The sequence below is a fragment of the Bradyrhizobium sp. NBAIM14 genome (genome assembly GCF_020193895.1).
In the GTDB taxonomy this organism is placed as follows: domain Bacteria; phylum Pseudomonadota; class Alphaproteobacteria; order Rhizobiales; family Xanthobacteraceae; genus Bradyrhizobium; species Bradyrhizobium yuanmingense.
In genome coordinates this window covers 423,543-448,405 of sequence record NZ_JADYVQ010000001.1, presented here as the reverse complement: position 1 = coordinate 448,405, position 24,863 = coordinate 423,543, and the positions used below count along the sequence as shown (strand labels likewise).

General features: G+C 65.1%; 14 protein-coding genes. 6 read left to right on the top strand and 8 right to left on the bottom strand.

Annotated features, from left to right (window positions below):
• Positions 1-35 precede the first annotated feature (35 nt).
• From I6F28_RS01975 to I6F28_RS01965, 3 genes are read left to right on the top strand one after another with little or no spacing between them, the layout of a single operon-like run.
• Complete coding sequence (locus tag I6F28_RS01975) at positions 36-641, top strand: K(+)-transporting ATPase subunit C (RefSeq protein WP_109144773.1); 606 nt, start codon at positions 36-38, stop codon at positions 639-641.
• Positions 642-681: 40 nt separating this feature from the next.
• Positions 682-3,405: a DUF4118 domain-containing protein gene (locus I6F28_RS01970; RefSeq protein ID WP_225139158.1), complete on the top strand. Its 2,724-nt coding sequence runs from the start codon at positions 682-684 to the stop codon at positions 3,403-3,405.
• On the top strand, positions 3,402-4,091 hold the full coding sequence (locus I6F28_RS01965; RefSeq protein WP_109144771.1) for a response regulator transcription factor: 690 nt from the start codon (positions 3,402-3,404) through the stop codon (positions 4,089-4,091). The genes I6F28_RS01970 and I6F28_RS01965 overlap by 4 nt, the downstream gene beginning before the upstream one ends.
• A gap of 117 nt (positions 4,092-4,208) precedes the next feature.
• Here the strand turns inward: I6F28_RS01965 and ku are convergent, their stop codons facing one another.
• Entirely contained in the window at positions 4,209-5,093 is an 885-nt protein-coding gene (gene ku / locus I6F28_RS01960; protein ID WP_225139157.1) for a non-homologous end joining protein Ku, read from the bottom strand.
• A gap of 118 nt (positions 5,094-5,211) precedes the next feature.
• On the opposite strand from ku, the gene ligD reads away from it, so the two are divergent.
• Positions 5,212-7,887 (top strand): DNA ligase D, encoded by a 2,676-nt coding sequence (gene ligD, locus I6F28_RS01955; protein ID WP_225126108.1) that lies wholly within the window; start codon positions 5,212-5,214, stop codon positions 7,885-7,887.
• Positions 7,888-8,017: 130 nt separating this feature from the next.
• Here the strand turns inward: ligD and I6F28_RS01950 are convergent, their stop codons facing one another.
• Positions 8,018-8,182: a DUF3309 family protein gene (locus I6F28_RS01950; RefSeq protein ID WP_009798696.1), complete on the bottom strand. Its 165-nt coding sequence runs from the start codon at positions 8,180-8,182 to the stop codon at positions 8,018-8,020.
• A 179-nt stretch (positions 8,183-8,361) separates the two neighbouring features.
• Here I6F28_RS01950 and I6F28_RS01945 point away from each other — a divergent pair, with 179 nt between their 5' ends.
• Entirely contained in the window at positions 8,362-8,679 is a 318-nt protein-coding gene (locus I6F28_RS01945) for a polyhydroxyalkanoic acid system family protein (RefSeq protein ID WP_036027316.1), read from the top strand.
• 2 nt (positions 8,680-8,681) lie between these two features.
• Here the strand turns inward: I6F28_RS01945 and treY are convergent, their stop codons facing one another.
• Genes treY through I6F28_RS01915 form a run of 6 tightly spaced genes read right to left on the bottom strand, consistent with a single transcriptional unit; the run spans position 8,682 to position 22,682 of the window.
• Positions 8,682-11,468, bottom strand: coding sequence for a malto-oligosyltrehalose synthase (gene treY, locus I6F28_RS01940; RefSeq protein WP_225139156.1), 2,787 nt, complete (start codon positions 11,466-11,468; stop codon positions 8,682-8,684).
• Between the two features lies 1 nt (position 11,469).
• Complete coding sequence (gene treZ, locus I6F28_RS01935; protein ID WP_225139155.1) at positions 11,470-13,221, bottom strand: malto-oligosyltrehalose trehalohydrolase; 1,752 nt, start codon at positions 13,219-13,221, stop codon at positions 11,470-11,472.
• Positions 13,218-15,296 (bottom strand): glycogen debranching protein GlgX, encoded by a 2,079-nt coding sequence (gene glgX / locus I6F28_RS01930; RefSeq protein ID WP_225139154.1) that lies wholly within the window; start codon positions 15,294-15,296, stop codon positions 13,218-13,220. Before glgX ends, treZ begins: the two co-directional genes overlap by 4 nt.
• 3 nt (positions 15,297-15,299) lie before the next feature.
• Positions 15,300-17,438, bottom strand: coding sequence for a 1,4-alpha-glucan branching protein GlgB (gene glgB / locus I6F28_RS01925; RefSeq protein WP_225139153.1), 2,139 nt, complete (start codon positions 17,436-17,438; stop codon positions 15,300-15,302).
• The gene (gene treS, locus I6F28_RS01920) at positions 17,431-20,724 is read right to left on the bottom strand and encodes a maltose alpha-D-glucosyltransferase (protein WP_036007260.1); all 3,294 of its coding nucleotides are present in this window, start codon (positions 20,722-20,724) and stop codon (positions 17,431-17,433) included. The genes glgB and treS overlap by 8 nt, the downstream gene beginning before the upstream one ends.
• Before the next feature lie 11 nt (positions 20,725-20,735).
• Entirely contained in the window at positions 20,736-22,682 is a 1,947-nt protein-coding gene (locus I6F28_RS01915; RefSeq protein WP_225139152.1) for a maltotransferase domain-containing protein, read from the bottom strand.
• A gap of 204 nt (positions 22,683-22,886) precedes the next feature.
• Here I6F28_RS01915 and malQ point away from each other — a divergent pair, with 204 nt between their 5' ends.
• Positions 22,887-24,848: a 4-alpha-glucanotransferase gene (malQ, locus tag I6F28_RS01910; protein WP_225139151.1), complete on the top strand. Its 1,962-nt coding sequence runs from the start codon at positions 22,887-22,889 to the stop codon at positions 24,846-24,848.
• Positions 24,849-24,863: the final 15 nt, after the last annotated feature.

Sequence of the window (24,863 nt, the reverse complement as noted above, 5' to 3'; positions counted from 1 at the left end):
CTCCTCGCAATGACGGGAGAAATTGGAGAACGCACATGCTCAGAGAAATCCGCCCCGCCATCGTCCTCTTGCTGGCGCTCACCGCCATCACGGGCCTTGCCTATCCGCTCGCCATGACCGGCATTGCCGGCGCGCTGTTTCCCGTGCAGGCGCAAGGCAGCCTGATCGAGAAAGACGGCAAGGTGATTGGCTCCGCCCTGATCGGGCAGGAGTTCAAGGACGACAAGTACTTCCACGGCCGCCGCTCGGCGACGCTGGCGCCGGACCCGAACGATTCGACCAAGACGGTGCCCGCGCCCTACAACGCCGCCAATTCGGGCGGCTCCAATCTCGGTCCGACCAGCAGGGCGCTGGCCGACCGGCTGAAGGAAGATGTGGACAAGCTCAGGCGCGAGAATCCGAACGCCTCGGTGCCGGTCGACCTGGTGACGACGTCGGCCAGCGGCCTCGACCCGAACATCTCGCCGGAAGCGGCGCAATTCCAGGTGCCGCGCGTGGCGAAGGCGCGGAATCTGCCCGAGGATCAGGTCAAGCAGCTCGTGTCCGCCAGCACCGAGGGCCGCCTGCTCGGCCTGCTCGGCGAACCCAGGGTTAACGTTCTGGCATTGAATCTCGCGCTCGATCGCATGGCCGCGAAGTAGCCGTCTAGGCTCGCAGTGGACGGGTGATTATACTGGCAAGATGGTCCGAGAGCGTCGCGATCCCGAACAACGTCCGTCACCGGAGGCCCTGCTGGAAGCGGCGCGCCGGGAGGAGGGTGCGAGCGGCAGGCTGAAGATCTTCGTCGGCGCCGCTCCCGGCGTCGGCAAGACCTACGAGATGCTGCAAAGCGCCCAGGCCAAGCGCAAGGCCGGCATCGATGTCGTGGTCGGTTTCGTCGAGACCCATGGCCGTGCCGAGACCGAGGCGCTGGTGCGCGGCCTCGAAGTGGTCCCGCGCAAGAGGCTGGACTACCGCGGCCAGATCGTCGAGGAGATGGACCTCGACGCGGTGATCGCGCGGCGGCCGCAGATTGCGCTCGTCGACGAGCTCGCCCACACCAATGCGTCCGGAAGCCGCCATCCCAAGCGCTATCTCGACGTCGAGGAGCTGCTGTCGCACGGCATCGACGTCTACACCGCCGTCAACATCCAGCACATCGAGAGCCTGAACGACGTCGTTGCCCAGATCACCCATGTCCGGGTGCGCGAGACCGTGCCGGATTCGGTGTTCGACCGCGCCGACGCGATCGAGCTGATCGACCTCACGCCCGACGACCTGATCCAGCGCCTGAAGGAGGGCAAGGTCTATGTGCCCAAGCAGGCCGAGCGGGCGCTGGAGCATTATTTCTCGCCAGGCAATCTCACGGCGCTGCGCGAGCTCGCACTGCGGCGCACCGCCGAGCGGGTCGACGAGCAGCTGCTCAACCACATGCAGGCGAATGCGATTCCAGGGCCCTGGGCCGCGGGTGAGCGCATCCTGGTCTGCGTCAGCGAAGACCCGCGCGCGGCCGGCCTCGTGCGCTACACCAAGCGATTGGCCGACCGGCTGCATGCGCCGTTCACCGCGATTTCGATCGAGACGCGGCGATCGCTGCAATTGTCCGACGAGGAGCGCGATCGGCTGGCCGATACGCTGCGGCTCGCGGAATCGCTCGGCGGCGAAGCCTTGACCATTCCCGCCGTCGGCCGCCGCATCGCTGACGATCTCATCGGTTTCGCGCACGGCAACAACGTCACCCAGATCGTGATCGGCAAGTCGACGCGCTCGCGCTGGTTCGAGATGACGCGCGGCTCGGTCGTGCACGACCTGGTACGGCGTGCGGGCAATATCAGCGTTCACGTCATTCCCGGCAACGAGCTTTCCGGAGAGGCCGCGCCCAAGATGGCGGTGCAGACCGCCGCACGATCCGAGCCGTTCGATCCTTTGCCTTTTCTCAAGGCGCTTGGGATCGTGCTTGTGGGTCTCGGCGCTGCCAAGCTGATCCAGCCCTATTTCGGCATCGAGAACGTCGATCTCGTGCTGCTGACCTCGGTCGTCGCGGTTGCCGTGCGCTACGGCCTGTGGCCCTCGCTGCTGGCCACGGTGGCGGCTTCGCTCTGCTACAATTTCTTCTTCATCCCGCCGATCTACACCTTCACGATCACCGACCCGACCAATGTCGCCGCTTTCGTGCTGTTCATGGTGGTGGCGATGATCGTCTCCAATGTCGCGGCGCGCGTGCGCATCCAGGCCGACACCGCGATCGGCCGGATCAGGATGACCGAGCAGCTCTATGCCTTCAGCCGCAAGCTCGCCGGTACTGCCACGCTGGACGACGTCTTGTGGGCCAGTGCCTACCAGACCGCATTGATGCTGAAGGTCCGCGTGGTGCTGCTGTTGCCGGATGAAGGCCTGCTGACGGTGAAATCAGGCTATCCGCCCGAGGACGAGCTTGACCAGGCCGATCTTGCCGCCGCCAACTGGGCCTGGAGCAACGATCGTCCCGCCGGTCGCGGCTCGGATACCTTGCCGGGCGCCAAGCGGCTGTTTCTGCCGATGCGCACCGGGCGGGGCCCGATCGGTGTGATCGGCATCGACAACGATCGTACCGGCCCACTGCTGACGCCGGACCAGCGGCGGCTGCTCGATGCGCTGGTCGACCAGGGCGCGCTCGCGATCGAGCGTGTGCTGCTGGTCGAGGACATGGACCGCGTCAAGCGCACCGTCGAATCCGAGCGGCTGCGCTCGGCGCTGTTGACCTCGATCTCGCACGATCTGAAGACGCCGCTCGCCTCGGTGTTAGGGGCGGCCTCCACCATGCGCGATCTCGCCGGTGCGCTCTCGGACACCGAGAAGCGCGATTTGCTCGCCACCGTGATCGACGAATCCGAGCGGCTCAACCGCTTCATCGCCAATCTGCTCGACATGACCAAGCTCGAATCCGGCGCCATCGTGCCCAACACAGCGCTGCACGATCTCAGCGAGATCGTCGGCAGCGCGCTCCGGCGCGCCAGCAAGATCCTCAGCCGCCACAAGGTCGAGCTGGTGCTGGCCGCCGATCTGCCGATGCTCCAGCTCGACGCCGTGCTGTTCGAGCAGGTGCTGTTCAACCTGCTTGACAATGCCGCGAAATACGCGCCCCCCGAAACCACGATCTCGATCCGCGGCCGGCGCGACAGCGCTCATGTCGTGCTCGAGGTCGTCGACGAGGGCGCCGGCATTCCACCGGACGAGCTCGAGAGCGTATTCGACAAGTTCTATCGCGTGCAGAAGGGCGATCACGTCCGTCCCGGCACCGGGCTCGGGCTTGCCATCTCGCGCGGCTTCGTCGAGGCGATGCGCGGCACGATCTCCGCCGCCAATCGCAGCGAGCGGAGCGGCGCGGTCCTCACCATTCGCCTGCCGGTTCCGGCAGAGAGCCACGCATTGGATACCGCCGCATGAGCGCTGCTCCGATCAAGGTCCTGGTCATCGACGACGAGCCGCCGATCCGCAAATTGCTGCGAATGGGGCTGACGACCCAGGGCTACGAAATCCTGGAAGCGCCGAACGGCAAGACGGCGCTGGAGAAACTTGGCGAGGAGCCGGCGCTGATCATCCTGGATCTCGGCCTGCCCGACGTTCAGGGCCATGAGCTGCTCCGCACCATCCGCGCCCGCAACGACGGCGTGCCGATCGTGGTGCTGTCGAGCCGCGGCGACGAAGCCGGCAAGGTCCAGGCGCTCGATCTCGGCGCCGACGATTATCTCACCAAGCCGTTCGGCATGGAGGAGCTGCTGGCGCGCCTGCGCGCCGCGCTGCGTCACCAGCTTCAGGTCAAGGGCGAACGCCCGGTGTTCCGCACCGGCGATCTCTCGGTCGATCTCGTCCGCCGCATCGTCAAGGTCGGGGAGCGCGAGGTGAAGCTCTCGCCGAAGGAATATGACCTGTTGCGGGTGCTGGTGCAGCACGCCGGCAAGGTGCTTACCCACCGCTTCCTGCTGAAGGAGCTGTGGGACGAATTGACCGACGCGCAATATCTACGCGTCTATGTCCGTCAGCTTCGCCAGAAGATCGAAGCCGATCCGGAGCGGCCGCAATACGTGCTGACGGAGACGGGGATCGGGTATCGGCTGAAGGCGGGGGAATAGATCCCGGCTGTCATTCCGGGACGCGCCCGTTGGCGCGGGCCGGAATCCATTTCTCTGCGTCGCGCTTGGCACGATGAATTCCGGGCTCGATGCTTCGCATCGCCCCGGAATGACGAACTAACCCGCCTTCCTGTGCCTTGCCGTCGACCGGTGCGCCTGCTTCGCACTTCGATGCCGTCCCGTCGCGCGCCGCGCATGCGACTTCGCCGCCGACTTCTTCCCGCCGCGTCCCTTCAGGCTCTGCTTCAGTGCGTCCATCAGGCTGACGACATTGCTCGGCCGTTCCTCGGGCTCGGGCAGCTCGATCTTCTTGCCGCTGGCCTTGCGCTTCACCAGGGCCTTCAACGCGTCCTCGTATTCGTCCTTGAACTTGCTGGGATCGAAATGCGCCGCCTTGGTCTGCAGGATGTGGCCGGCGAGCTCGACCATGTCCTTGGTGATCTTCGGGCTCTTGATGTCGTCGAAGAACTGGTCCTCCTCGCGCAGCTCGTACGGGAAACGCAACGTGGTGCCGAGCAGGCCTTTGCCGCGCGGCTCGATCGCCATGACGTGTTCGCGGTTGGTGAGAACGATCTTGGCGAGCGCCACGCGCTCCTGGTCCTTCATGGCGTCGCGGATCACCGCGAAGGCGTCGACCGCGGCCTTGCCGTCGGGGGCGATGTAGTAGGGATGGTTGAGATAGCGCTGGTCGATCTCCTCGCGCGGCACGAAGCTCTCGATGTCGATGGTGTGATTGCTCTCGATCTGGACTGCCTCGAGCTCCTCCGGTTCGATCTCGACGTATTTGCCCTTGCGCACTTCGTAGCCGCGGCCCTTCTGGTCGCTCTCGACGACGTCGCCGGTCTCGGAATCGATCATCTGCTGCTTGAGCCGGTTCCCGGTCTCGCGGTTGATCAGGTGAAACCGCGTCTTCTCGGCCGCGGTGGTCGCCGGATAGAGCACGACCGGGCAACTGACCAGCGACAGCTTCAACGTTCCCTTCCAGTAGGCGCGCGGGGCCATTCCATTCTCCAGCGTTTTCAAGGCGTTTTGGAACCCCAACCGTCCCATCGGGTTTTGGTTCCGGGCGGGACTTTCGCCGTGATAGGCTTCAAGTGCCGAACGAGAAGCGGGACCGGACGTGCTGCAGAAACTCTCCACCTACCGACAGAAGCGGGACTTCGAGAAGACGCCGGAGCCTTCGGGCAAGACCGCCGTGGCGCCATCGAAACAGCGGCGCTTCGTCATCCAGAAGCATGATGCGACCCGGCTGCACTACGACCTCCGGCTCGAATTCGACGGCGTGTTCAAGTCCTGGGCGGTGACGAAGGGGCCTTCGCTTGATCCCCACGACAAGCGGCTTGCCGTCGAAGTCGAGGACCATCCGCTCGACTACGGCGATTTCGAAGGCACGATTCCGGAAGGCCAGTACGGCGGCGGCACCGTGATGTTGTGGGACCGCGGCACCTGGGAATCGGACGATCCGGAAGCCGGCTTCAAGAAAGGCGACCTGAAGTTCACGCTCCATGGCGACAAGCTGCAGGGAAGCTGGGTCTTGGTGCGGATGCGCAACCGCGGCGGCGAGAAGCGGACCAACTGGCTCTTGATCAAGCATCGTGACGAGTATGTCCGCGAAGGCGCGGACAACGATATTCTCGAGCAGGACAAGTCCGTCGCCTCGGGCCGGGCGATGGAACAGATCGCGGAGGGAAAGGGCCGCGCGCCGAAGCCGTTCATGCTGGCGAAGGGGACCAAGGGCAAGGCCGACGCGGTCTGGCAGTCCAATCGTGCCGAGGAGACCAAAGGGCGCACGGTGAAGCCGTCGCCGCGCACCGCGTTGAAGCGCGGCAAAGCGGCGAAGAAAAGTGCCGCGACCGCGACGAGGGCCAAGACGGTGTCGGCGATGCCGGATTTCGTTGCGCCGCAGCTCTGCACGCTGGTCGAGCGGCCGCCCGGAGACGAGGGCTGGTGCCACGAGATCAAGTTCGACGGCTATCGCGTCCAGCTCCGGGTCGAGGACGGCGAGGCGACGCTGAAGACGCGCAAGGGTCTCGACTGGACCAGCAAGTTCGCCTCCATCGCCGAGGAAGCCGCCGCGCTGCCGGACGTGATGATCGACGGCGAGATCGTCGCGCTCGACCATAACGGCGCGCCGAACTTCTCCTCGCTGCAAGCTGCGCTGTCCGATGGCAAGACCGACGACCTGATCTTCTTCGCCTTCGATCTGCTCTTCGCGGAAGGGCAGGACTACCGTCGGCTGCCGCTTGGGGAGCGCAAGGCGCAGCTCAAGAAGCTGCTGGAAGCGCGCAAGCGGAAATCGACTCAGATCCGCTATGTCGAGCATTTCGAGAGCGGCGGCGATGCGGTGCTGCAATCGGCCTGCAAGCTCGAGCTCGAAGGGGTGGTGTCGAAGAAGCTGAACGCGCCGTATCGTTCGGGGCGCACCGAGAGCTGGGTCAAGTCGAAATGCCGCGCCGGACACGAGGTGGTGATCGGCGGCTACAAGACCACCAACGGCAAATTCCGTTCGCTGATGGCAGGCGTGCAGCGCGGCGATCATCTCGCCTTCGTCGGCATGGTCGGCACCGGCTTTGGCGCTGATAAAGTCAAGCGCATCATGCCGGCGCTGAAGGCGATTGAGAGCAAGGAAAGCCCGTTCGGCGGCAAGAACGCGCCGAAGAAGACGCGGGACGTGCATTGGCTGAAGCCGGAGCTCGTCGCCGAAATCGAGTTCGCGGGCTTCACGGCCGACGGCAATATTCGCCAGGCGGCCTTCAAGGGCTTGCGGCAGGACAAGGCGGCCGAGGAGGTCGAGGCCGAGACGCCCGTCGACACCGAGCTCGCCGAGCCCCGGGCCAGGAAGACGGCGCGCACCAAGGCGGGCGGGCGCTCGAAGCAGGCCGCTCAAAATGCCGAGGTCATGGGTGTCGTCATCTCCAAGCCGGACAAGGAGCTCTGGCCGGATGACGGCGATGGTGGTGCCGTCACCAAGCTGGATCTTGCCCGCTACCTCGAAGCCGTCGGCGAATGGATGATCGTGCATCTCAAGGGCCGGCCCTGTTCGCTGATCCGCGCGCCCGACGGAATCAAGGGCGAATGCTTCTTCCAGCGCCATGCGATGCAGGGAACGTCGAACCTTCTTGAGCTCGCGCGGGTCTCCGGTGACCGCAAGCCGTATCTTCAGATCGACCGGATCGAAGGGCTCGCCGCGGTGGCGCAGATCGGCGGCGTCGAGCTGCATCCCTGGAACTGCGCGCCCTATGCCTATGATACCCCGGGCCGCCTGGTGTTCGATCTCGATCCCGCCCCTGACGTGGACTTTCCCGACGTTGTCGAGGCCGCCAAGGAGATGCGGCAGCGGCTCGCTGATATCGGCATGGAGAGCTTCTGCAAGACCACCGGCGGCAAGGGCCTTCACGTCGTGGTGCCGCTGCTCCATGGCGCGCGCGACAAGGTGAGCTGGAAGGAGGCCAAGGCGTTTGCCCAAGGCGTCTGCCAGTGGATGGCGGACGACGATCCCGAGCGCTATCTGCTCAACATGTCGAAGAAGCTGCGCAAGGGAAAGATCTTCCTGGATTATCTGCGCAACGACCGCATGTCGACGGCGGTGGCCCCGTTGTCGCCCCGAGCGCGCGCCGGGGCCACGGTCTCGATGCCGGTGACCTGGGCGCAGGTGAAGAGCGACCTCGATCCCAAGCGCTATACGCTGCGCACCGTGCCGGCCCTGCTGGCGCGATCGAAGGCATGGGAGGGGTATGAGGATGCAGCCGTGTCGATCAAGGCCGCGATGAAGAAGCTGGCGGGGAAGGTGAAGTAGGTCTGCCGCTGTTGCGGGGAAGGCGGGTGTCGTAGGGTGGGCAAAGCGGAGCGTGCCCACCACCTTGTTTCGTTCGAGCGAAGTGGTGGGCTCGGCGCGTTGCGCCTTAGCCCACCCTACGGAGCCACTACTAGATCCTTCCCATCAGGATCAGGATCAGCAGAATGACGATGACAAGCCCGAGGCCGCCGCCGCCGTAATAGCCGGTGCCATAGAACGGCCCGCCGCCGATGCCGCTGAAGCCGCCGAGCAGGGCGATGATCAAGATGATCAGAATGATCGTGCCGATTGACATGCGAATCTCCTCCAGCCCTTCGTAAGAAGGGTCATTGCAACCTGTCCCGTTGTGCGGGAGCAACTTGCCGCAGGTTGTAAAGTTCCGGCTTTGAAACACGGCCGGGGGATCAACTTGCATGGAACCTTTGTTGGTGGACGCGACATGACTATGTGACGTCAGTCAGAAAGGCAGGACCCATGTCAGCACCGCTCGTCGTCTCGATTCCGCATCGTCTCGGCCGTGAGGAGGCGGTGCGCCGGCTCAAGACGGGGCTTGGCCGCGCCGCGGCGAGCATTCCCGTGATGCAGGTCGAGGAGGAAAGCTGGAGCGGCGACACTCTGGCCTTCCGCGTCCGCGCGCTCGGCCAGGTCGCGACGGGGCAGGTCCATGTCGGCGACGATCAGGTCCGGGTCGAGGTGGTGCTGCCCTGGCTGTTGCAGCGCTTTGCCGAGATGGCGCAGGCGACGATCAGGAAGCGCGGCCAATTGCTGCTGACCAAAGACGGGGGAAAGTGACTTCAGGCGCGCACGCGCTGCCGCGCCGCCCTGACGGCATTCGCCGTTCGGCCTGCGACGACGAAGGCAGGACAATCGCGGAAGGCCTGCGCGAGCGGCAAGTCGTTGCCGGCAAGGCCGGGCACGACATAGCCCGTGGTGTCGATAGTGGCGTCAATAGCTTCCGGTGCGGGCCATTCCCGGCCTGCTTGGGTGAACGGCGCGAACTGACGCCCGACCACGACGATCGCGGCGGCGCGGCCATGACGACGCGCGAAGGCGATGACATGATCGGCATGGGCGCCCCGTACTTCCAGCGGCTGGTAGTCGCCCTGCGCGAAGACGTCGGCAAGCTCGTTGCGCAGCTTGAGCAGATGCCGCGTCCAGGCCAGCTTGAGGCTGCCGTCCGGCCAGCTCTTGATCAGGCCGCTCCAGTCCGGCGCTTCCAGTGATGGCAGCGCCGCGTGGCGCGCGGCGAAGTCGACCGGGCGGCGGTTGTCGGGATCGACCAGCGACAGGTCCCAGAATTCGGTGCCTTGATAGAAGTCCGGCACGCCCGGAAGCGTCGCCTTGAGCGTGAGCTGGCTCAGCGAGTTCAACGTGCCGAGCAGCGCGACGCGGCGCGCCAGCGTCTGCAAGGCCTGAAGGAATTCCGCGGACTGGTCGGGGTCGAGGATCTTCGCGATGAAATCGCGGATCCCGTTCTCATACGCTTCATGAGGGTTGAGCCAGCTCGTCTCCTCCTTGCCTTCGCGCGCGGCCTTGAGGGCATAGGCCTGGATGCGCTCGATGAAGCCAGCATCGGCCGGCGCTTGAACCGGCCAGACACCGAGCAGGGTCTGGTAGAGCATGTATTCGAACGTCGCCGACGGCGCGCGGAAATTGCCGTGCAGCGTGAGGTGCGGCGCGTTCAGCACCTTCCAGCGCGCCACTGCGCTGGTCCATTCACCGGGAATCTCGCTGAGCGATGCGATGCGCGTGCGCGCATCCTCACCACGCTTGGTGTCGTGGGTGGCGGTTGCGGTCATGCCTTGCGGCCATTCCCTGGCGCGGGCCAGCATGGCCTGGTGGAAGGCGGGAATGCTGAGGCCGGTGCTGGCGGGGTCGCCGCCGACCTCGTTCAGCGCCAGCAGCCGGTGGAATTGATAGAACGCGGTGTCCTCCAGCGACTTTGCCATCATCGGGCCGGTGAATTGCTGCACCTTCAGCGCGAAGCGGCGCACGCGCGGGGCGCTGTGCGGCGGACGGCCCGGCTTGAGCAGGTCCATGGTCAAGGCATCGCGCAGGAAGTCGAAAATGCCTTCGTCGGCGGCGAACCAGTCGCGGCGGGCGCGCGCAATAGTGTCGTCGATCAGCTTGCGGTCCGCTGCGGTCGGGCCACTATGCGTCAGGTAGGTGCGATAGACCGGGAAATGCAACACATAGAGCTCGAGCGCCTGCCGCAGGCTGTCGGCCGAGAAGTCGCGCGTCGAATAATGGCCGTTGGCGATGCGCGCAAGCAGGCGCGTCAGCACGGTGAACTCGCTGGTGAGCAGCGTCTCCAGCACCCGCCGCTTGGCGTCCTTGACGTAAGGCACAAGCCGCGGCGGCCGGTTGCTGATCTGCCGCCAGGTCTCGTCCAGCGCCTCCAGTCCCCTGGGATCGACCAGCACGTGGGTGATGACATTCATCCACTCGTAGCCGGTGGTGCCCTGGACGCCGGCGAAATGCGGCAGGCGTTCGTGCTCGCACAGGATCTTCTCGATCACGGTGTAGAAGGGCTTTGCGTTGCCCTGCGCGTCGCGCACCAGGCGGCGCAATCGCTGGCAATACTGGGCCGGGTCACGCAGGCCGTCGATGTGATCGAGCCGGATTCCCTGCAATTTGCCGTCGGCGATGAGCTGCTTCACCAGCCGGTGCGTAGCGGCAAACGTGCTCGCGTCCTCGACGCGCAGGCCGGCGAGGCCGTTGACGTCGAAGAAGCGGCGATAATTGATGTCGCTGGACGCAAGCCGCCAGTGCCCGAGCTTGTAGTGCTGGCGCTCGAGGAGATGATGCAGCGTCAACGTCTGTGCCGGGCGGTCCTTGCCGGCGCGATAGGCGGCAAGGCCGCGCTTGATGATGTCGGCGGCGCCTGCGATCTCCTTGAGCTCGGACTTGAAGCCGGGAGCTTCCTTGCGATTGGGGCGCCGCAGCCCTGTGGTGCGGGTCGCGAGCGACAGCAGGCGCTTGCCGGGCTCTGTTTCCGCCGCGTCCGCCTCCTTGACGACAATCCGCAGCATCTCGCCATAGCGCTCCGGCGCGATCGGTAAGCGGTGCTCGAAATACCAGGCGGAAAAAGTCCCTTCGTCCGGGTCGTAGCGCAGCTCGATATCGCCGCGCTCCAGCGCCTCGCCGTAGGACGCGCCGAGGATCGGCAGCAGCACGCCGCCGCGGGCGCGGTAGGCCAGCTGGTCCCAGTCGATGTCGAAGGACGCCGCGTGCGGCGAGGCCTGGCCCCATTCCAGCACGTCGAGCCACCACGGATTGTCGGCAAAATGCACGCCGACATGGTTGGGAACGAAATCGATGATGAGCCCGAGATCGTGCTGCTGAAGCACCTGGCTCAGCCGCGCAAAGCCGGCCTCGCCGCCGAGCTCGGGATTGAACTGGCCGTGATCGACGGTGTCGTAGCCATGGGTCGAGCCTTTGCGGGCCTTCATCACCGGCGAGGCGTAGAGATGCGTAATGCCCAGCGCCTTGAGATAGGGAACGACCGCGGCGGCCTTGTCGAAATCGAAATCCGCGGTGAGCTGGAGCCGGTAGGTCGCGAGCGGAATGGCGGGAGGCATTCTAACCTCCGAGGCGCCAAACCACCGACCAGGGCGTGAGCCGCTCGCCGGCTCCGCCGCCCCAGATCGGCGTGCCCGCGCTGACGCTGGAGGTGATCTCATGATCCGACAGGTTGGCGACAAGACGCAACGTGGTGCCGTCGCCCATGCGCCAATGTGCGGTGACGAGGCCGTTGTCGGCCGCTTCGGCATCACCGAAGCTTGCGCCCTTCAGCCGCGGCACGATCTGCTTGCGACGGACGCCGAGCAGCTCTCGCGCCAGCGTGAGCCGCGCTTCCTGTTGCGGCGTGCGGCCGGTCCAGTCGAGCACGGCCGATTGCAGCGTTGCCGGATCGAGCGGGTCGGGCACCTCGTCGCCGTATTTCTCGTAAGCCCAGGCATATTCGCGCTTGCGGCCCTTGCGCACGGCATCGGCGAGTTCGCCCTGGAAATCGCAGAAGAACGGGAAGGGGACCGTCGAGCCCCATTCCTCGCCCTGAAACAGCATCGGCACCATCGGCGCGAGCAGGGTGACCGCGAGCGCGGCCTCGATCTGCTGTGGCGATGCCAGGCTTTCCAGCCGCTCGCCCAGCGGGCGATTGCCGATCTGGTCGTGGTTCTGCAGGAAATTGACGAAGGTCGCCGGCGGCAGCTGGCCGCTCGGCTCGCCGCGCGGCTTCTTGCCCCAGAATTCCGAGATCTCGCCCTGATAGACGAAGCCGGAGGCGAGAGCGCGTGCCAGATCCAGGCGCGGCGTCTGGTAATCGCCATAGTAGCCGGCATGCTCGCCGGTCAGCATCACGTGCCAGACGTGATGATAATCGTCGTTCCACTGCCCGCGATATTTGCCGTTCGGCGGCTCCTGCGCGGCATCGAGCAGGCTGGCGCGGTTGTCGCCGTTCTCCAGCACGAGATGGATGTGGCGTCCCGTGGCCTTGGCGAGCTCGCCGGTGGCAACGCTGAGGTCCTGCAGCATGGACTGCTCGCCCGGGACAGCCATGATGTGGTTGGCGGCGTCGAGTCTGAGGCCATCGAAGCGGTAGTCGCCGAGCCAGGACAGCGCATTCTCGACGGCGAAGGCTCGCACCTGCGGCACGCGATAATCGATCGCGCTGCCCCACGGCGTGTGCGCATCGGTGAAGAAGGTCGGCGCGTAACGGCCGAGATAGTTTCCTTCCGGGCCGAAATGATTGTAGACGACGTCGAGGAACACCATCAGCCCGCGCAGATGCGCCTCGTCGATCAGCGTCTTCAGGTCTTCGGGCCGGCCATAGGCGCTGTCCGGCGCATACCACAGCACGCCGTCATAGCCCCAGCCGCGGCGGCCTGCGAAATCGGCGAGCGGCATCAATTCCAGCGCATTGATGCCGGTCGCGGCGAGGTGATCGAGCTTGTCGATCATGGCGTGATAGCTGCCTTCGGACGTGAAGGTGCCGACATGGGTTTCGATCAGCACCGTCTCTTCCCAGGGACGGCCGCGCCAATCGCGCGCGCGCCAGACGAAGGCATCGTGATCGATCACCTCGCTCGGGCCGAACACGTCGTCGGGCTGGAAGGCCGAAGCGGGATCCGGCACGTCGATGTCGTCGTCGATCCTGAACTTGTACTTGCTGCCAGATGACAAGCCGGCGATCTCGGCGACGAACCAGCCATCCTGCCGGCGCTGCATCGCGTGCCTGCGGTCGAGCAGGAGATCGACGCGGCGCGCGGCCGGCGCCCACAGCCGGAACGACACGCCGTCCTTGGTCGGCCTCGCCCCGAAGGATGGCCTCATAGTGCGCCTGCGAAGGCGAGCACGGAGCGCGGCGGCGCCTTGCTGTCGCTCCCGGGCAGGAAGTCGATCGTATTCAGCTTGGCATCGGTCGTGTTCAGGATCTGCTGCCAGCGCTTGTATTCGGTCATTTTGGGCAATTTGAATGCGATCTCTTCGGGAGCGGCGTTCAGTACGATAAAGATCGCAGCGCCGCCCGGTTCCATCGGGCCCATCACATAGGAGAGAAACCGCCCATCCGGGAATGTCCAGTCACTCTCCGTCATCTCGTTGCCGGCGGGCGTCAGCCACAATGCGCCGTAGGAGACGCCGTCCTTGGGGCGGCCGTCGAGCCAGCGATGGCTGCGCAACTGTGAGAAACGGCGGCGGATGTCGGCGAGATGGGCAACGAAGTCCACCATATCGTCGCCGTCCTTGCCGAGATTGTCCCAGCCGACCCAGCCGACTTCGTTGTCCTGGCAATAGGCGTTGTTGTTGCCGGATTGCGAGTTGCCGACCTCGTCGCCGGCGAGGATCAGCGGAACGCCCTGGGCCAGCATCAGGCAGGCCAGCACGTTCTTGCGCAGCTGGCGGCGCAGGCTGATGATACCAGGATCATCGGTCGGGCCCTCGACGCCGCAATTGTTGCTGTGATTGTCGTTGGAGCCGTCGCGATTGTCCTCGCCGTTGGCCTCGTTGTGCTTCTCGTTGTAGCTGAAGAGGTCGGCGAGCGTGAAGCCGTCGTGGACGGTGATGTGGTTGATGCTGGCGCGCGGCCGCCGTCCGTCGTGATTGAACAAGTCGGAGGACGCGGTCATGCGGCTGGAGATGTCGCCGATCAGGCTACCTTCACCGCTCCAGTAGCGGCGCATGGCGCTGCGATAGCGGTCGTTCCATTCCGACCATTGCGAGGGAAAGGCTCCGACCTGGTAGCCGCCGAGGCCGAGGTCCCACGGCTCGGCGACGAGCTTGACGGCAGCCAGCACCGGATCCTGCCGGATCGCGGTGAGGAACGAGCTGCCGCGATCGAAACCGTTCGGCCCGCGCGCCAGCGTGGTGGCGAGGTCGAAGCGGAAGCCGTCGACATGGCAGACCTCGACCCAGTAGCGCAGGGAATCCATCACCATCTGCAGCACGCGGGGATGGGCGAGGTTCACCGACGAGCCGCATCCGGTGAAGTCGTCGTAATAGCGCGGGTTCTCGCGGTTCAACCAATAATAGGAGGCGTTGTCGATGCCGCGATAGCACAGCGTCGGACCGAGATGATTTCCCTCGGCGGTGTGGTTGTAGACCACGTCGAGCATCACCTCGATGCCGGCATCGTGCAGCCGCGCCACCGTGGTGCGGAAGGAATCGAGTGCGTTGTCCTGGGCGTAGCGTGGCTCGGGCGCAAAGAACGACAGCGTGTTGTAGCCCCAGTAATTGGCGAGCTTCTTTTCCACCAGGATGCGGTCGTCGACGAAGCTGTGCACCGGCAACAGCTCGACCGTGGTGACGCCGAGCTTCTTGAGGTGCTCGATCATCGCGGGCGATGACAGGCCGCCATAGGTGCCGCGCAGATTCGGCGGAACGTCCTCGCGCTTCTGCGTCAGGCCCTTGACGTGGGCCTCGTAGATGATCGTGTCTTCCCAGGGAATATTCGGCCGGATCTCGCGGCGGCCCCAGTTGAAGGTCTCGTCGACCACGACGGCCTTGGGCATGCCGCGCGCATTGTCGCGCCGGTCGAACGACAGGTCCTCGCGCGGGCTTCCGGTGCGGTAGGCGAAATGCGCATCGCTCCAGACCAGACGCCCGGCAAGCCGCTTGGCGTAGGGGTCGAGCAGCAGCTTGTTGGCGTTGAAGCGATGGCCGTGCTCGGGCTCGTAGGGGCCGTGCACGCGATAGCCGTAAAGCTGGCCCGGCGAGACGTCGTTGAGATAGCCGTGCCAGACATCCTCCGTCTTCTCGGGCAGCTCGATGCGCTCGAGCTCGCGGCGGCCTTGGGTGTCGAACAGGCAGAGCTCGACCTTCTGCGCGTTGGCGGAGAACAGCGCGAAATTGGTACCGCGTCCGTCCCAGCTTGCGCCGAGCCGTGCGGGCGATCCGGCAGTCAGGCGCATCGATCAGCTTTCCGGAACGAGAAAGATCGCAGCCAGCGGCGGAATGGTGAGGCGCAGCTCGCCGCCCTCGGCATGGACCTCGCCGACATTGCCGACATTGCTGCCGCCGTAATGGGCGGAATCGGAGTTGAGAACTTCCTTCCACTTGCCGCCGAAGGGCACGCGAACGCGATAGTTCTGGTAGACGTTAGGCGAGAAGTTGGCGATGACGAGACACCGCGCGTGCTCGTCGAATCCCTTGCGCAGCCAGGCGAAGACGTTGCGGTTGGCATCGTCGGTGATCAGCCATTCGAAGCCGGCCTGCTCGCAATCCATCTGGTGCAGCGCCGGAACCGCGCGATAGAGCCGATTGAGGTCGCGGATCAAGGCCTGGACGCCGGAATGGACCTTGTATTCGAGCAGGTGCCAGTCGAGCGACTGGTCGTGATTCCATTCGCGGCTCTGCGCGATCTCGGCGCCCATGAACAAGAGCTTCTTGCCGGGATGGCCGAACATGAAGCTGTAATAGGCGCGCAAATTGGCAAAGCGCTGCCACTCGTCGCCGGGCATGCGGCCGAGGATCGAGCGCTTGCCGTGCACGACCTCATCATGCGACAGCGGCAGGATGAAGTTCTCCGAGAACGCATAGTGCAGGCCGAACAGGATCTCGCCGTGGTGATGCTTGCGGTGGATCGGATCCTTGCTGATGTAGTTCAGCGTGTCGTGCATCCAGCCCATGTTCCACTTGTAGCCGAAGCCGAGCCCGCCGAACTCGACCGGGCGCGAGACTTGGGGCCAGGCGGTGGACTCCTCGGCGGCGGTGGTTGCCTGCGGGAAGCGGGCGAACACTTCCGTGTTGAAGCGGCGCAGGAAGTTGATCGCCTCGATGTTCTCCCGCCCGCCATATTGGTTCGGGATCCAGGCATCGGGCGGCCGGCTGTAGTCGAGATAGAGCATGGAGGCGACCGCATCGACGCGCAGACCGTCGATGGCGTAACGCTCCATCCAGAACAGCGCATTCGACACCAGGAAGTTCGTCACTTCGGTGCGGCCGTAATTGTAGATCAGCGTGCCCCAGTCGAGGTGGCGGCCCTGCAGCGGGTTGGCGTGCTCGTAGAGCGCGGTGCCGTCGAAATGGCCGAGCCCATGCGGATCGTCGGGGAAGTGGCCCGGGACCCAGTCGAGCAGCACGCCGATGCCTTCGCGGTGGCAGGCATCGATCAGGGCGGCAAAATCCTCGGGGCCGCCGAAACGGCTGGTCGGCGCATAGAGGCCGGTCGGCTGATAGCCCCAGGAGCCATCGAACGGATGCTCGTTCACGGGCAGGAATTCGAGATGGGTGAAGCCCATGTCGCGGGCATAGGCCGGCAGCTGCTCGGCCAGCTCGCGATAGGTCAGCCATTCATTGTTGTCCTTGCGCCGCCACGAGCCGAGATGCACCTCGTAGATCGACATCGGCGCCGACAATGCGTTGATGCCTTCAGGCGCCGGGCGCGGCCGCGGCAGGCGCGCCTCGTCGAACACGATCGAGGCCGTTTTCGGCCGCAGCTCGCTGGCAAATGCCATCGGATCGGATTTCAGCGGCAGCAGATGACCATGCGGTCCGACGATTTCGAACTTGTAGTGATCGCCGGCCTTCGCATGCGGGATGAACAATTCCCAATAGCCGTTGCCGCGCACCCGCATCGGATGGCGCCGCCCGTCCCAGTAGTTGAAGTCGCCGACCACGGAGACGCGCCGCGCGTTCGGCGCCAGCACGACGAAGCCGATGCCATCGACGCCCTCGAGCCGCATCGGATGCGCGCCGAGCTTGTCATAGAGGCGCTGATGGGTGCCTTCGCCGAGCAAATAGAGGTCGAAATCGGTCAGGATCGGCGGAAAACGGTAGGCATCCTCGAACTCGACCACGTCGTTGCCGAACTTCGCGCGCAGCTGGTAGTGCTTCGAACCGTTGGGCAGGGCGCCAATGAACAGGCCGGAATCGTGGACGCGGTCGAGCGGCGCGACCTCGCCGTGGTCGCCGACCGCCTCGACATTGGTGGCCTCGGGCAGAAACGCGCGGACAACGCTCTTTCCGCCCTCAGGATGCAGCCCGAGATAGTGGAAGGGGTCGGAGTGGCGGCCTTCGATGATCGCGTAGGCTTCTGCAGGCAGTTTAGGCATGGGCTTCGCTCTCGGCACTTGACAGAATGCGAAGCAGTCCGGTCAGCGGCGCATGGAGTCCCTCAGGCCGGCGGGACAGCTCGTACTCTACGTCGTGGAACGCTCGATCCAGCAGGAAAAATCTCAACAGGCCTTCCGCGCAGGACCGATCGTCCGGCCACAGCCTCCGATCGGTCATGGCTTCGCGGTAGGCGGACAGGAAGGTCGCGGTGGCGCGCTCGCGCCATTCGTCGAGGGCGGCCGCGAGCCGGTCCTGCTCGTCGGAAGCACCCGTGAGCGCGCGGCTCAGCGCCACGTTCACAGAAAGGTCGATGGAATGGATCAGGCCGGCGACGTCGCGCGCGGCCGGCGCCTTGCGGCGCTTGTTGGCCAGCGGCACACGCGGATCGCCGTCGAAGTCGATGATGAAGATATCGTCCTTCACGATCAGAGTTTGCCCGAGCCGGAAGTCGCCATGATGACGGATGTTCAACCCGCCGATCTCGGATGGCAAGAGCGCATTGAGGCGGTCGAACAGGTCCGCGCGTGCAGCGATGAGCCGGTCGATCAGGGGCCGGTCCACCTCTCGCAGCCCGTCGCGGCTGTCGGCAAGCAGCTCGAGAATCCGCTCGGCACGCGCCTTGAGGTCGGAGAGCGCAGCCTTGATCTGGGCGGAGTCGATCGGCTCCGGGGCGAGATCGGCGGGCTCTGCCGCGGTGAGAGCGACATGCAGCTCGGCGAGCCGCCGGCCGATCTGCGCGATGAAATGCAGATAGGGCGCCTGCTCCTGGGTTTCGCGCGGCATCTCGTCGGCCGGCGCCACACGCTGCTCGTCGATATAGCGGTCGAGATATCCGGTCGTCACGGTCCAGCCGTCGCCCTGGTTCTCGACATAGGCATGCAGCACGCCGAGCGCGCTGCGCTGGTTGCCGTCGACCAGCTCGACGCTGCCGAGCAGCGCCGGCGTATTGGCAAAGCGGGCGACCTCGGTGAGATAGTAGCCGATCTCGATCTCAGGGCTGATGCCGCTTTCCAGCCGCCGATAGATCTTGGCAACGTACTTGTTGTCGACCAGCGCGGTACTGTTCGACTGTTCGATGGCGCGGATGCGTTCGGGCTCCTTGATGGTGTAGTCGGCGAAACGGCTGGTCGCCTTGAACTCGAGCCGCAGATTGTTCTCGTCCACGACCAGGTTTTGCGACAGCCCTCGTAAGAACAGACCGATGAAGATCTGCTCGGTCGCGACGTCGAGGAGCGTGCCTTCGCGTGCGCCCTGGCGGACGGCGGCGAGCGCCTTCGGGTTGAAGCGCTCGCGGTCGAAACGCACCCATTCGATCTGCATGGGCATCACGTACCGCGTCGTCACCTCGTCCCGCGTCGTCTCGAAGAACGCGATCCAGGGTCTGTTGTCGCCGATGTCGCTGAACGGTACCGCGGAGGTCAGCGTGGTCCGGATGTGCTTGGGATTGTTCTCGGGATACCAGCGCGTCCGTGACAGGAAGCCCGGCAGCACGTCGCGCTCGAACACGCCGCGCTCGCGGGCGAGCGAGACCCAGTTCGAGTTCACCGGCACGACCAGCGTCTCGAATTCCGGCACCGCGCGCGGCACAACCGGCTCGGACTTGTCGCGCTCCTGAAGCTGGAACCAGTAGAAGCCGTAGGGCCCCAGCGTGATCATGTAGGGCAATTCGCCGATCGCGGGAAAGCGCGTGCGGCCGAGCATCTCCTGCGGGATGCGGTCCTTCCACGGCGACAGGTCGAGCTCGGTGGCCTGCGCGGCGCGCGACAGATTGGCGACGCAGAGGATCACCTCGTCGCGGTATTGGCGGACATAGGCGAGCACGGCGCGGTTGGCCGGGCGGATGAAGGTCATGGTGCCGCGGCCGAAGGCGAGCGTCGACTTCCGCACCGAGATCAGCCGCTTGGTGGCGCTGAGCAGCGAGGACAGGCTGCGCGACTGCGCCTCCACGTTGACGGATTCATAGCCGTAAACGGGATCCATGATCAGCGGCGCGTAGAGGCGGGCGGGGTCGCAGCGCGAGAAGCCGCCGTTGCGGTCCGGGCTCCACTGCATCGGCGTGCGGACGCCGTTGCGGTCGCCGAGATAGATGTTGTCGCCCATCCCGATCTCGTCGCCGTAATAGATGATCGGCGTGCCCGGGAACGACAGCAGCAGCGAGTTCATCAGCTCGATCTTGCGCCGGTCGTTGTCCATCAGCGGCGCAAGGCGCCGGCGGATGCCGACATTGATGCGCGCGCGGGGATCGTTGGCGTAGGTGGTCCAGAGATAGTCGCGCTCGACGTCGGTGACCATCTCCAGCGTGAGCTCGTCGTGATTGCGCAGGAACAGCGCCCATTGGCAGCTCGCCGGGATATCCGGCGTCTGGCGCAGGATGTCGGTGATCGGGAAGCGGTCCTCCTGGGCGATCGCCATGTAGATGCGCGGCATCAGCGGGAAATGGTAAGCCATGTGGCATTCGTCGCCACGGCCGAAATATTCCTGCACGTCCTCCGGCCATTGATTGGCCTCGGCCAGCAGCAGCTTGCCCTTGGAATACGCGTCCAGCTCCTGGCGCAGGCGCTTGATGATCGCATGCGTCTCGGGCAGGTTCTCGTTCGAGGTGCCCTCGCGCTCGCACAGATAGGGAATGGCATCGAGGCGGAAGCCGTCGACGCCGGCATCGAGCCAGCGCTTCATCACCTGGATGATGGCGCTGACCACGCGCGGATTGTCGAAATTGAGATCGGGCTGGTGCGAGAAGAAGCGGTGCCAGTAGAACGCGCCGGCCTCCGGATCCCAGGTCCAGTTCGACTTCTCGGTGTCGGTGAAGATGATGCGCGTGCCCTGGTACTTCTGGTCGGTGTCGCTCCAGACATACCAGTTGCGCGCGCTCGAGCCCGGATGGCTGCGCCGCGCGCGCTTGAACCATTTGTGCTGGTCCGAGGTGTGGTTGACCACGAGCTCGGTGATGACGCGCAAGCCCCGCTTCTGCGCTTCCTGGATGAACCGCTTGAAGTCCTTCATCGTCCCGAAATCGGGATTGACCGCGCCGTAATCGGCGATGTCGTAGCCGTCGTCGCGGCCGGGCGAAGGGTAGAACGGCAGCAGCCACAGCGCGGTGACGCCGAGCTCCTGCAGATAGGGCAGTCGCTCGGTCAGCCCGGCGAAGTCGCCGATGCCGTCATTGTTGCTGTCGGCGAAGGCTTTGACGTGGAGCTGGTAGATGATGGCGTCCTTGTACCAGAGCTCATCTACGACCTCGGCAGCCTCAGCCTTCTTGGTATCGACGGAAGACAGAACATTCATGGCGTGACCCCTTACGCCAGGCAGCGGAACAGAAGTGCCGGATCGCGGTCGGGATCGATACGCAACTTGATGCCGCCCCATTCGATGCGGGACTGTTCGCCGGTGAGGAGGTTTTCGAGTGCCGTCACATGGTGACGCCGCCCGCCGGCGTCAACGGTGAGATCGCCGAGCGGCAGCCAGCATTCTCGCTCACGGCGCGACAGCGCGATCACGACGACGACAATGTTGGCCGGATCGGCCGCCTCCTTGGCGAAGGCGATCGTCTGGCCGTCCTTGATGGCGAGAAAGCGCAAATTCGCGGTCTGCTGGAGCGCCGCGTTCTCGTTGCGGATGCGGTTGAGCGCGGCGATGTACGATTTGATGTTGCCGGGACGATCCCAGTCCCGCTGCCTGATCTGGTACTTCTCGGAATCCAGATATTCTTCGCGGCCGGGAATGGCCTCATGCTCCAGCAGCTCGAATCCGCTGTAGATGCCGTAATTGCCTGACAGCGTCGCCGCCAGTGCGATCCGCGACTTGAAGGCCCACGCCTCTCCACTCTGCAGGTGAAAGGGCAACAGGTCAGGCGTGTTGACGAACATGTTCGGACGGTAGAAATCGCGTTCGGGATAGCGCGTCAGCTCGCCGAGATATTGCTCCAGCTCCCATTTTTCCGTGCGCCAGGGGAAGTAAGTGAAGGACTGCGCGAAGCCGAGCTTGGCGAGGCCCTTCATCGGCTTTGGCCGTGCATAGGTCTTGGAGAACAGGATCACGTCGGGATGACGGCGGCTTATGTCGCGGATCAGCCACTCCCAGAACGCGAGCGGCGCGGTGTCGTGATTGTCGATGGCGAAGATGGTTACACCCTTGTCGATCCAGAACAGCATGGCGTCGCGAAACGCATTCCACAGCCCGACGCGATCGACCGAATTGAAGTCGGGGATAACGATGTCGGAATAGGGGCCGTCCGCCGTCTTCACCGAGCGGTCGGGCCGCCATTTGAACCATTCCGGATGCTGCGTCAGCCAGGGATGATCCGGCGAGCACTGCACCGCGAAGTCCAGCGCAAGCTCGAGCCCGTATTCAAGACATGTGGCGACCAACGCGCGGAAGTCCTCGATCGTGCCGAGCTCCGGATGCAGCGCATCGTGGCCGCCCTCGGCCGAGCCGATCGCATAGGGCGAGCCGGGATCGCCTTCACGGGCCACCGGCGCATTGTTGCGGCCCTTGCGGCTGGTCTTGCCGATCGGGTGGATCGGCGTGAAGTAGAGCACGTCGAAGCCCATCGCGGCGATGTCAGGCACGCGCGCGATGCAGTCGCGCAGCGTGCCATGCCGGCCTGGCAATGCGCTCTGGCTGCGCGGCATCATCTGATACCAGGTGCTGAAGCGGGCCTTGTCGCGGTCGGCAGTCAGCGGGAAGAATGGCGAACGCGTCAGGTCCGGCCGCGACTGGCTCTCGGCCATGGCTTCGCCGAGCTCGGTCGCGAGCAGCGAGGTGATGTCGCCGTTCCTCAGGTAATCTTCGCACTGCCTGATGATGATAGCTGCGGCGTCCTGCCGCGCGCCATGCGCCTTGGTCAAAAGCCCGGCGCCCTCGATCGCATCGAGGCTGACATCGGCCCCGGTGCGCCGCTTTCGCGCGGCGGCGTGCGACCACGTGGCGAACTCGTCGGTCCAGGCTTCGATCGCGTAGACATATTGGCCGGGCTCGGGGGGCGTGAACGCGCCGGACCAGCGGTCATTGCCGTGATGGGTCATCGGCTCGCTCCGCCATTCGCGCTCCTGCTCTCCTCGCCAGATCAGCGCGGCTGAGATCACTGCCTCGCCATCGCGGTAGATGTCGGCCCAGACCTCGACCGGTTCGCCCGCGATCCGCTTCACGGCGAAACGGCCGCCGTCGATCGCGGGATAGACGTCCTCGATCAGGAAAGCGCTGCCGGCCGCGGCACTCTCGACAGTTTGAATTGTCTTGTTCACGGTGATGCCATTGACAAGAAAGCAGGAGCCCGTTTCCCTTGTCGGGAACCCACGCTTGGTACCATGATAGAAAGCCGCTTGTGTGTCATTGGTTCCCTTGGGAACGGCAAGCGCAGTTTGCGAGTTACCCCTGACTAACCTCTTCCGCGATCTCGTTATTCTCGATGCCCCTGGCCAAACAATGGCCTGCAAGCTGCGTGCCGAATGGATCTTTTAGCTCAAGCCCGGATCAAGGGCGTTCAATCCGAATTCATCGATGCCCTCGGCAAGCTGCGGGTCACCGCGCCCGAGGCCCTCAAATCCATCCTCGATGCCCTGCCGGAGAAGCGGGTCTATCGCTTCGTCAGCGGGCCGGTCGTGGTCCGTGCGCTCGGACGCCCGCGCACGGAATTGGCGTCGGTTGGCGCGCCGCCGCTGCGATGGAAAATCGCCGGCAACGGCAATGTGATCGCGGCAGGAGAGACGCGGGAGCCCGTGATCGCCTGGCCCGCGGGCCTGGCGCTCGGGTATCACCGCCTGACGCTGACCGATGCCGAAGGTGCGAGCGAAGACGTGCCGATGATCGTGGCGCCCGAGCGCTGTTTCGGCGGCGATTTCGACCGCGGCTGGCTGCTCGCCGTGCAGCTCTACAGCGTCCGCTCCGACCGCAATTGGGGCATCGGTGATTTCACCGATCTCGCGGGCCTGGTCCGGCTCGCCAAGCAGCTCGGTGCCGACGGCGTCGGGCTCAATCCGCTGCATGTCCTGTTCGACGATCACCCGGCCGATTGCAGCCCCTATTCGCCGAACAGCCGGCTTTTCCTCAACCCGCTCTATATCGACGTCGAGGCTATCCCTGAATTCTCGGCCGACCTCGTGCCCGACGCGGCCGCAACCGCCGCCCGTCTGCGCGAGGGCGACCGCGTCCCTTATCCCGACATGGCGGCGGTGAAATGGCTGGGCCTGCGCGCCGCCTTTAACAGCTTCGTGACAAGCGCGAGCGAGGCGCGTCGCAAGGCGTTTGACGCCTTCCGTGCGGAGCGCGCGCCGCTGTTGTCCCGCTTTGCCTGTTTCGAGGTGCTGCGGCATCGTTTCACCGCACCCTGGTGGGAATGGCCGGCGGAATGGCAGCAGCCGGACGAGGCGAAATGCGCCGAGCTGCGTAATGGCGCGGAGAGGCGCGAGGTCGAGTTCGTCGAATTCGTGCAATGGACGGCCGATAGCCAGCTGCATGCCGCCAAGACGCTCGCCGGCCAGCTCGGCATGCGGGTCGGGCTCTATCTCGACGTCGCCGTCGGCGTGCAGTCCAACGGCTTCGATGCCTGGAACGAGCAGACGGCGATCTCGCGTCATCTCGCGGTCGGCGCGCCGCCCGACGTGCTCAACACGATCGGCCAGGATTGGGGCCTTGCCGGCTTCAATGCCGGTGGGCTGGAAGCGCAATCCTTCGTCCCGTTCGCCGACATGCTCGCGGCGTCGATGCGCCATGCCGGCGCCATCAGGCTCGATCACGTGCTCGGCCTGAAACGGCTTTATCTCGTGCCGCGCGGCTTCAAGCCCGACAACGGCGCCTATGTGCAGATGCCGTTCGAGGCGCTGCTGGCCGCCGTGGCGCGCGAGAGCGCGGCCCATAAATGCATCGTGATCGGCGAGGACCTCGGCACCGTGCCGGAGGGTTTCCGGGAGATGATGCAGGATTTCGGCATCTGGTCCTATCTCGTCATGATGTTCGAGCGCGACGATGCCGGCCATTTCCGCAATGTCGACCATTACCGGCCCAATGCGCTGGTGACGCTGAACACCCATGATCTGTCGACCTATGCCGGCTGGCGCTCCTTCGGCGATCTCAAGATGAAGCGCTCGCTCGGGCTCGATCCCGGCGAGAACGACCAGGCGCGATGGGATGCGCTCGGCGGGCTCGACGAGATCCTGCGCCAGAACGGCATCAGCGCCAACGATCTCTACTCTGTGCTGGCCTTCCTGTCGCGCACGCCGTCGCGGCTGCTCGCGGTGTCGATGGAGGATCTGCTCGGCGTGATCGACCAGCCCAACATTCCCGGCACGATCGACGAGCATCCGAACTGGCGCCAGCGCCTGCCGGTCGCGCTCGACAAGATCGCGTCCAAGATCGATCTCGCAGCTTTGAAGGCTGCGACACGGGAACGTTCATTGCCCGGCGGGAATTGAGCCGCCGGGACTTGC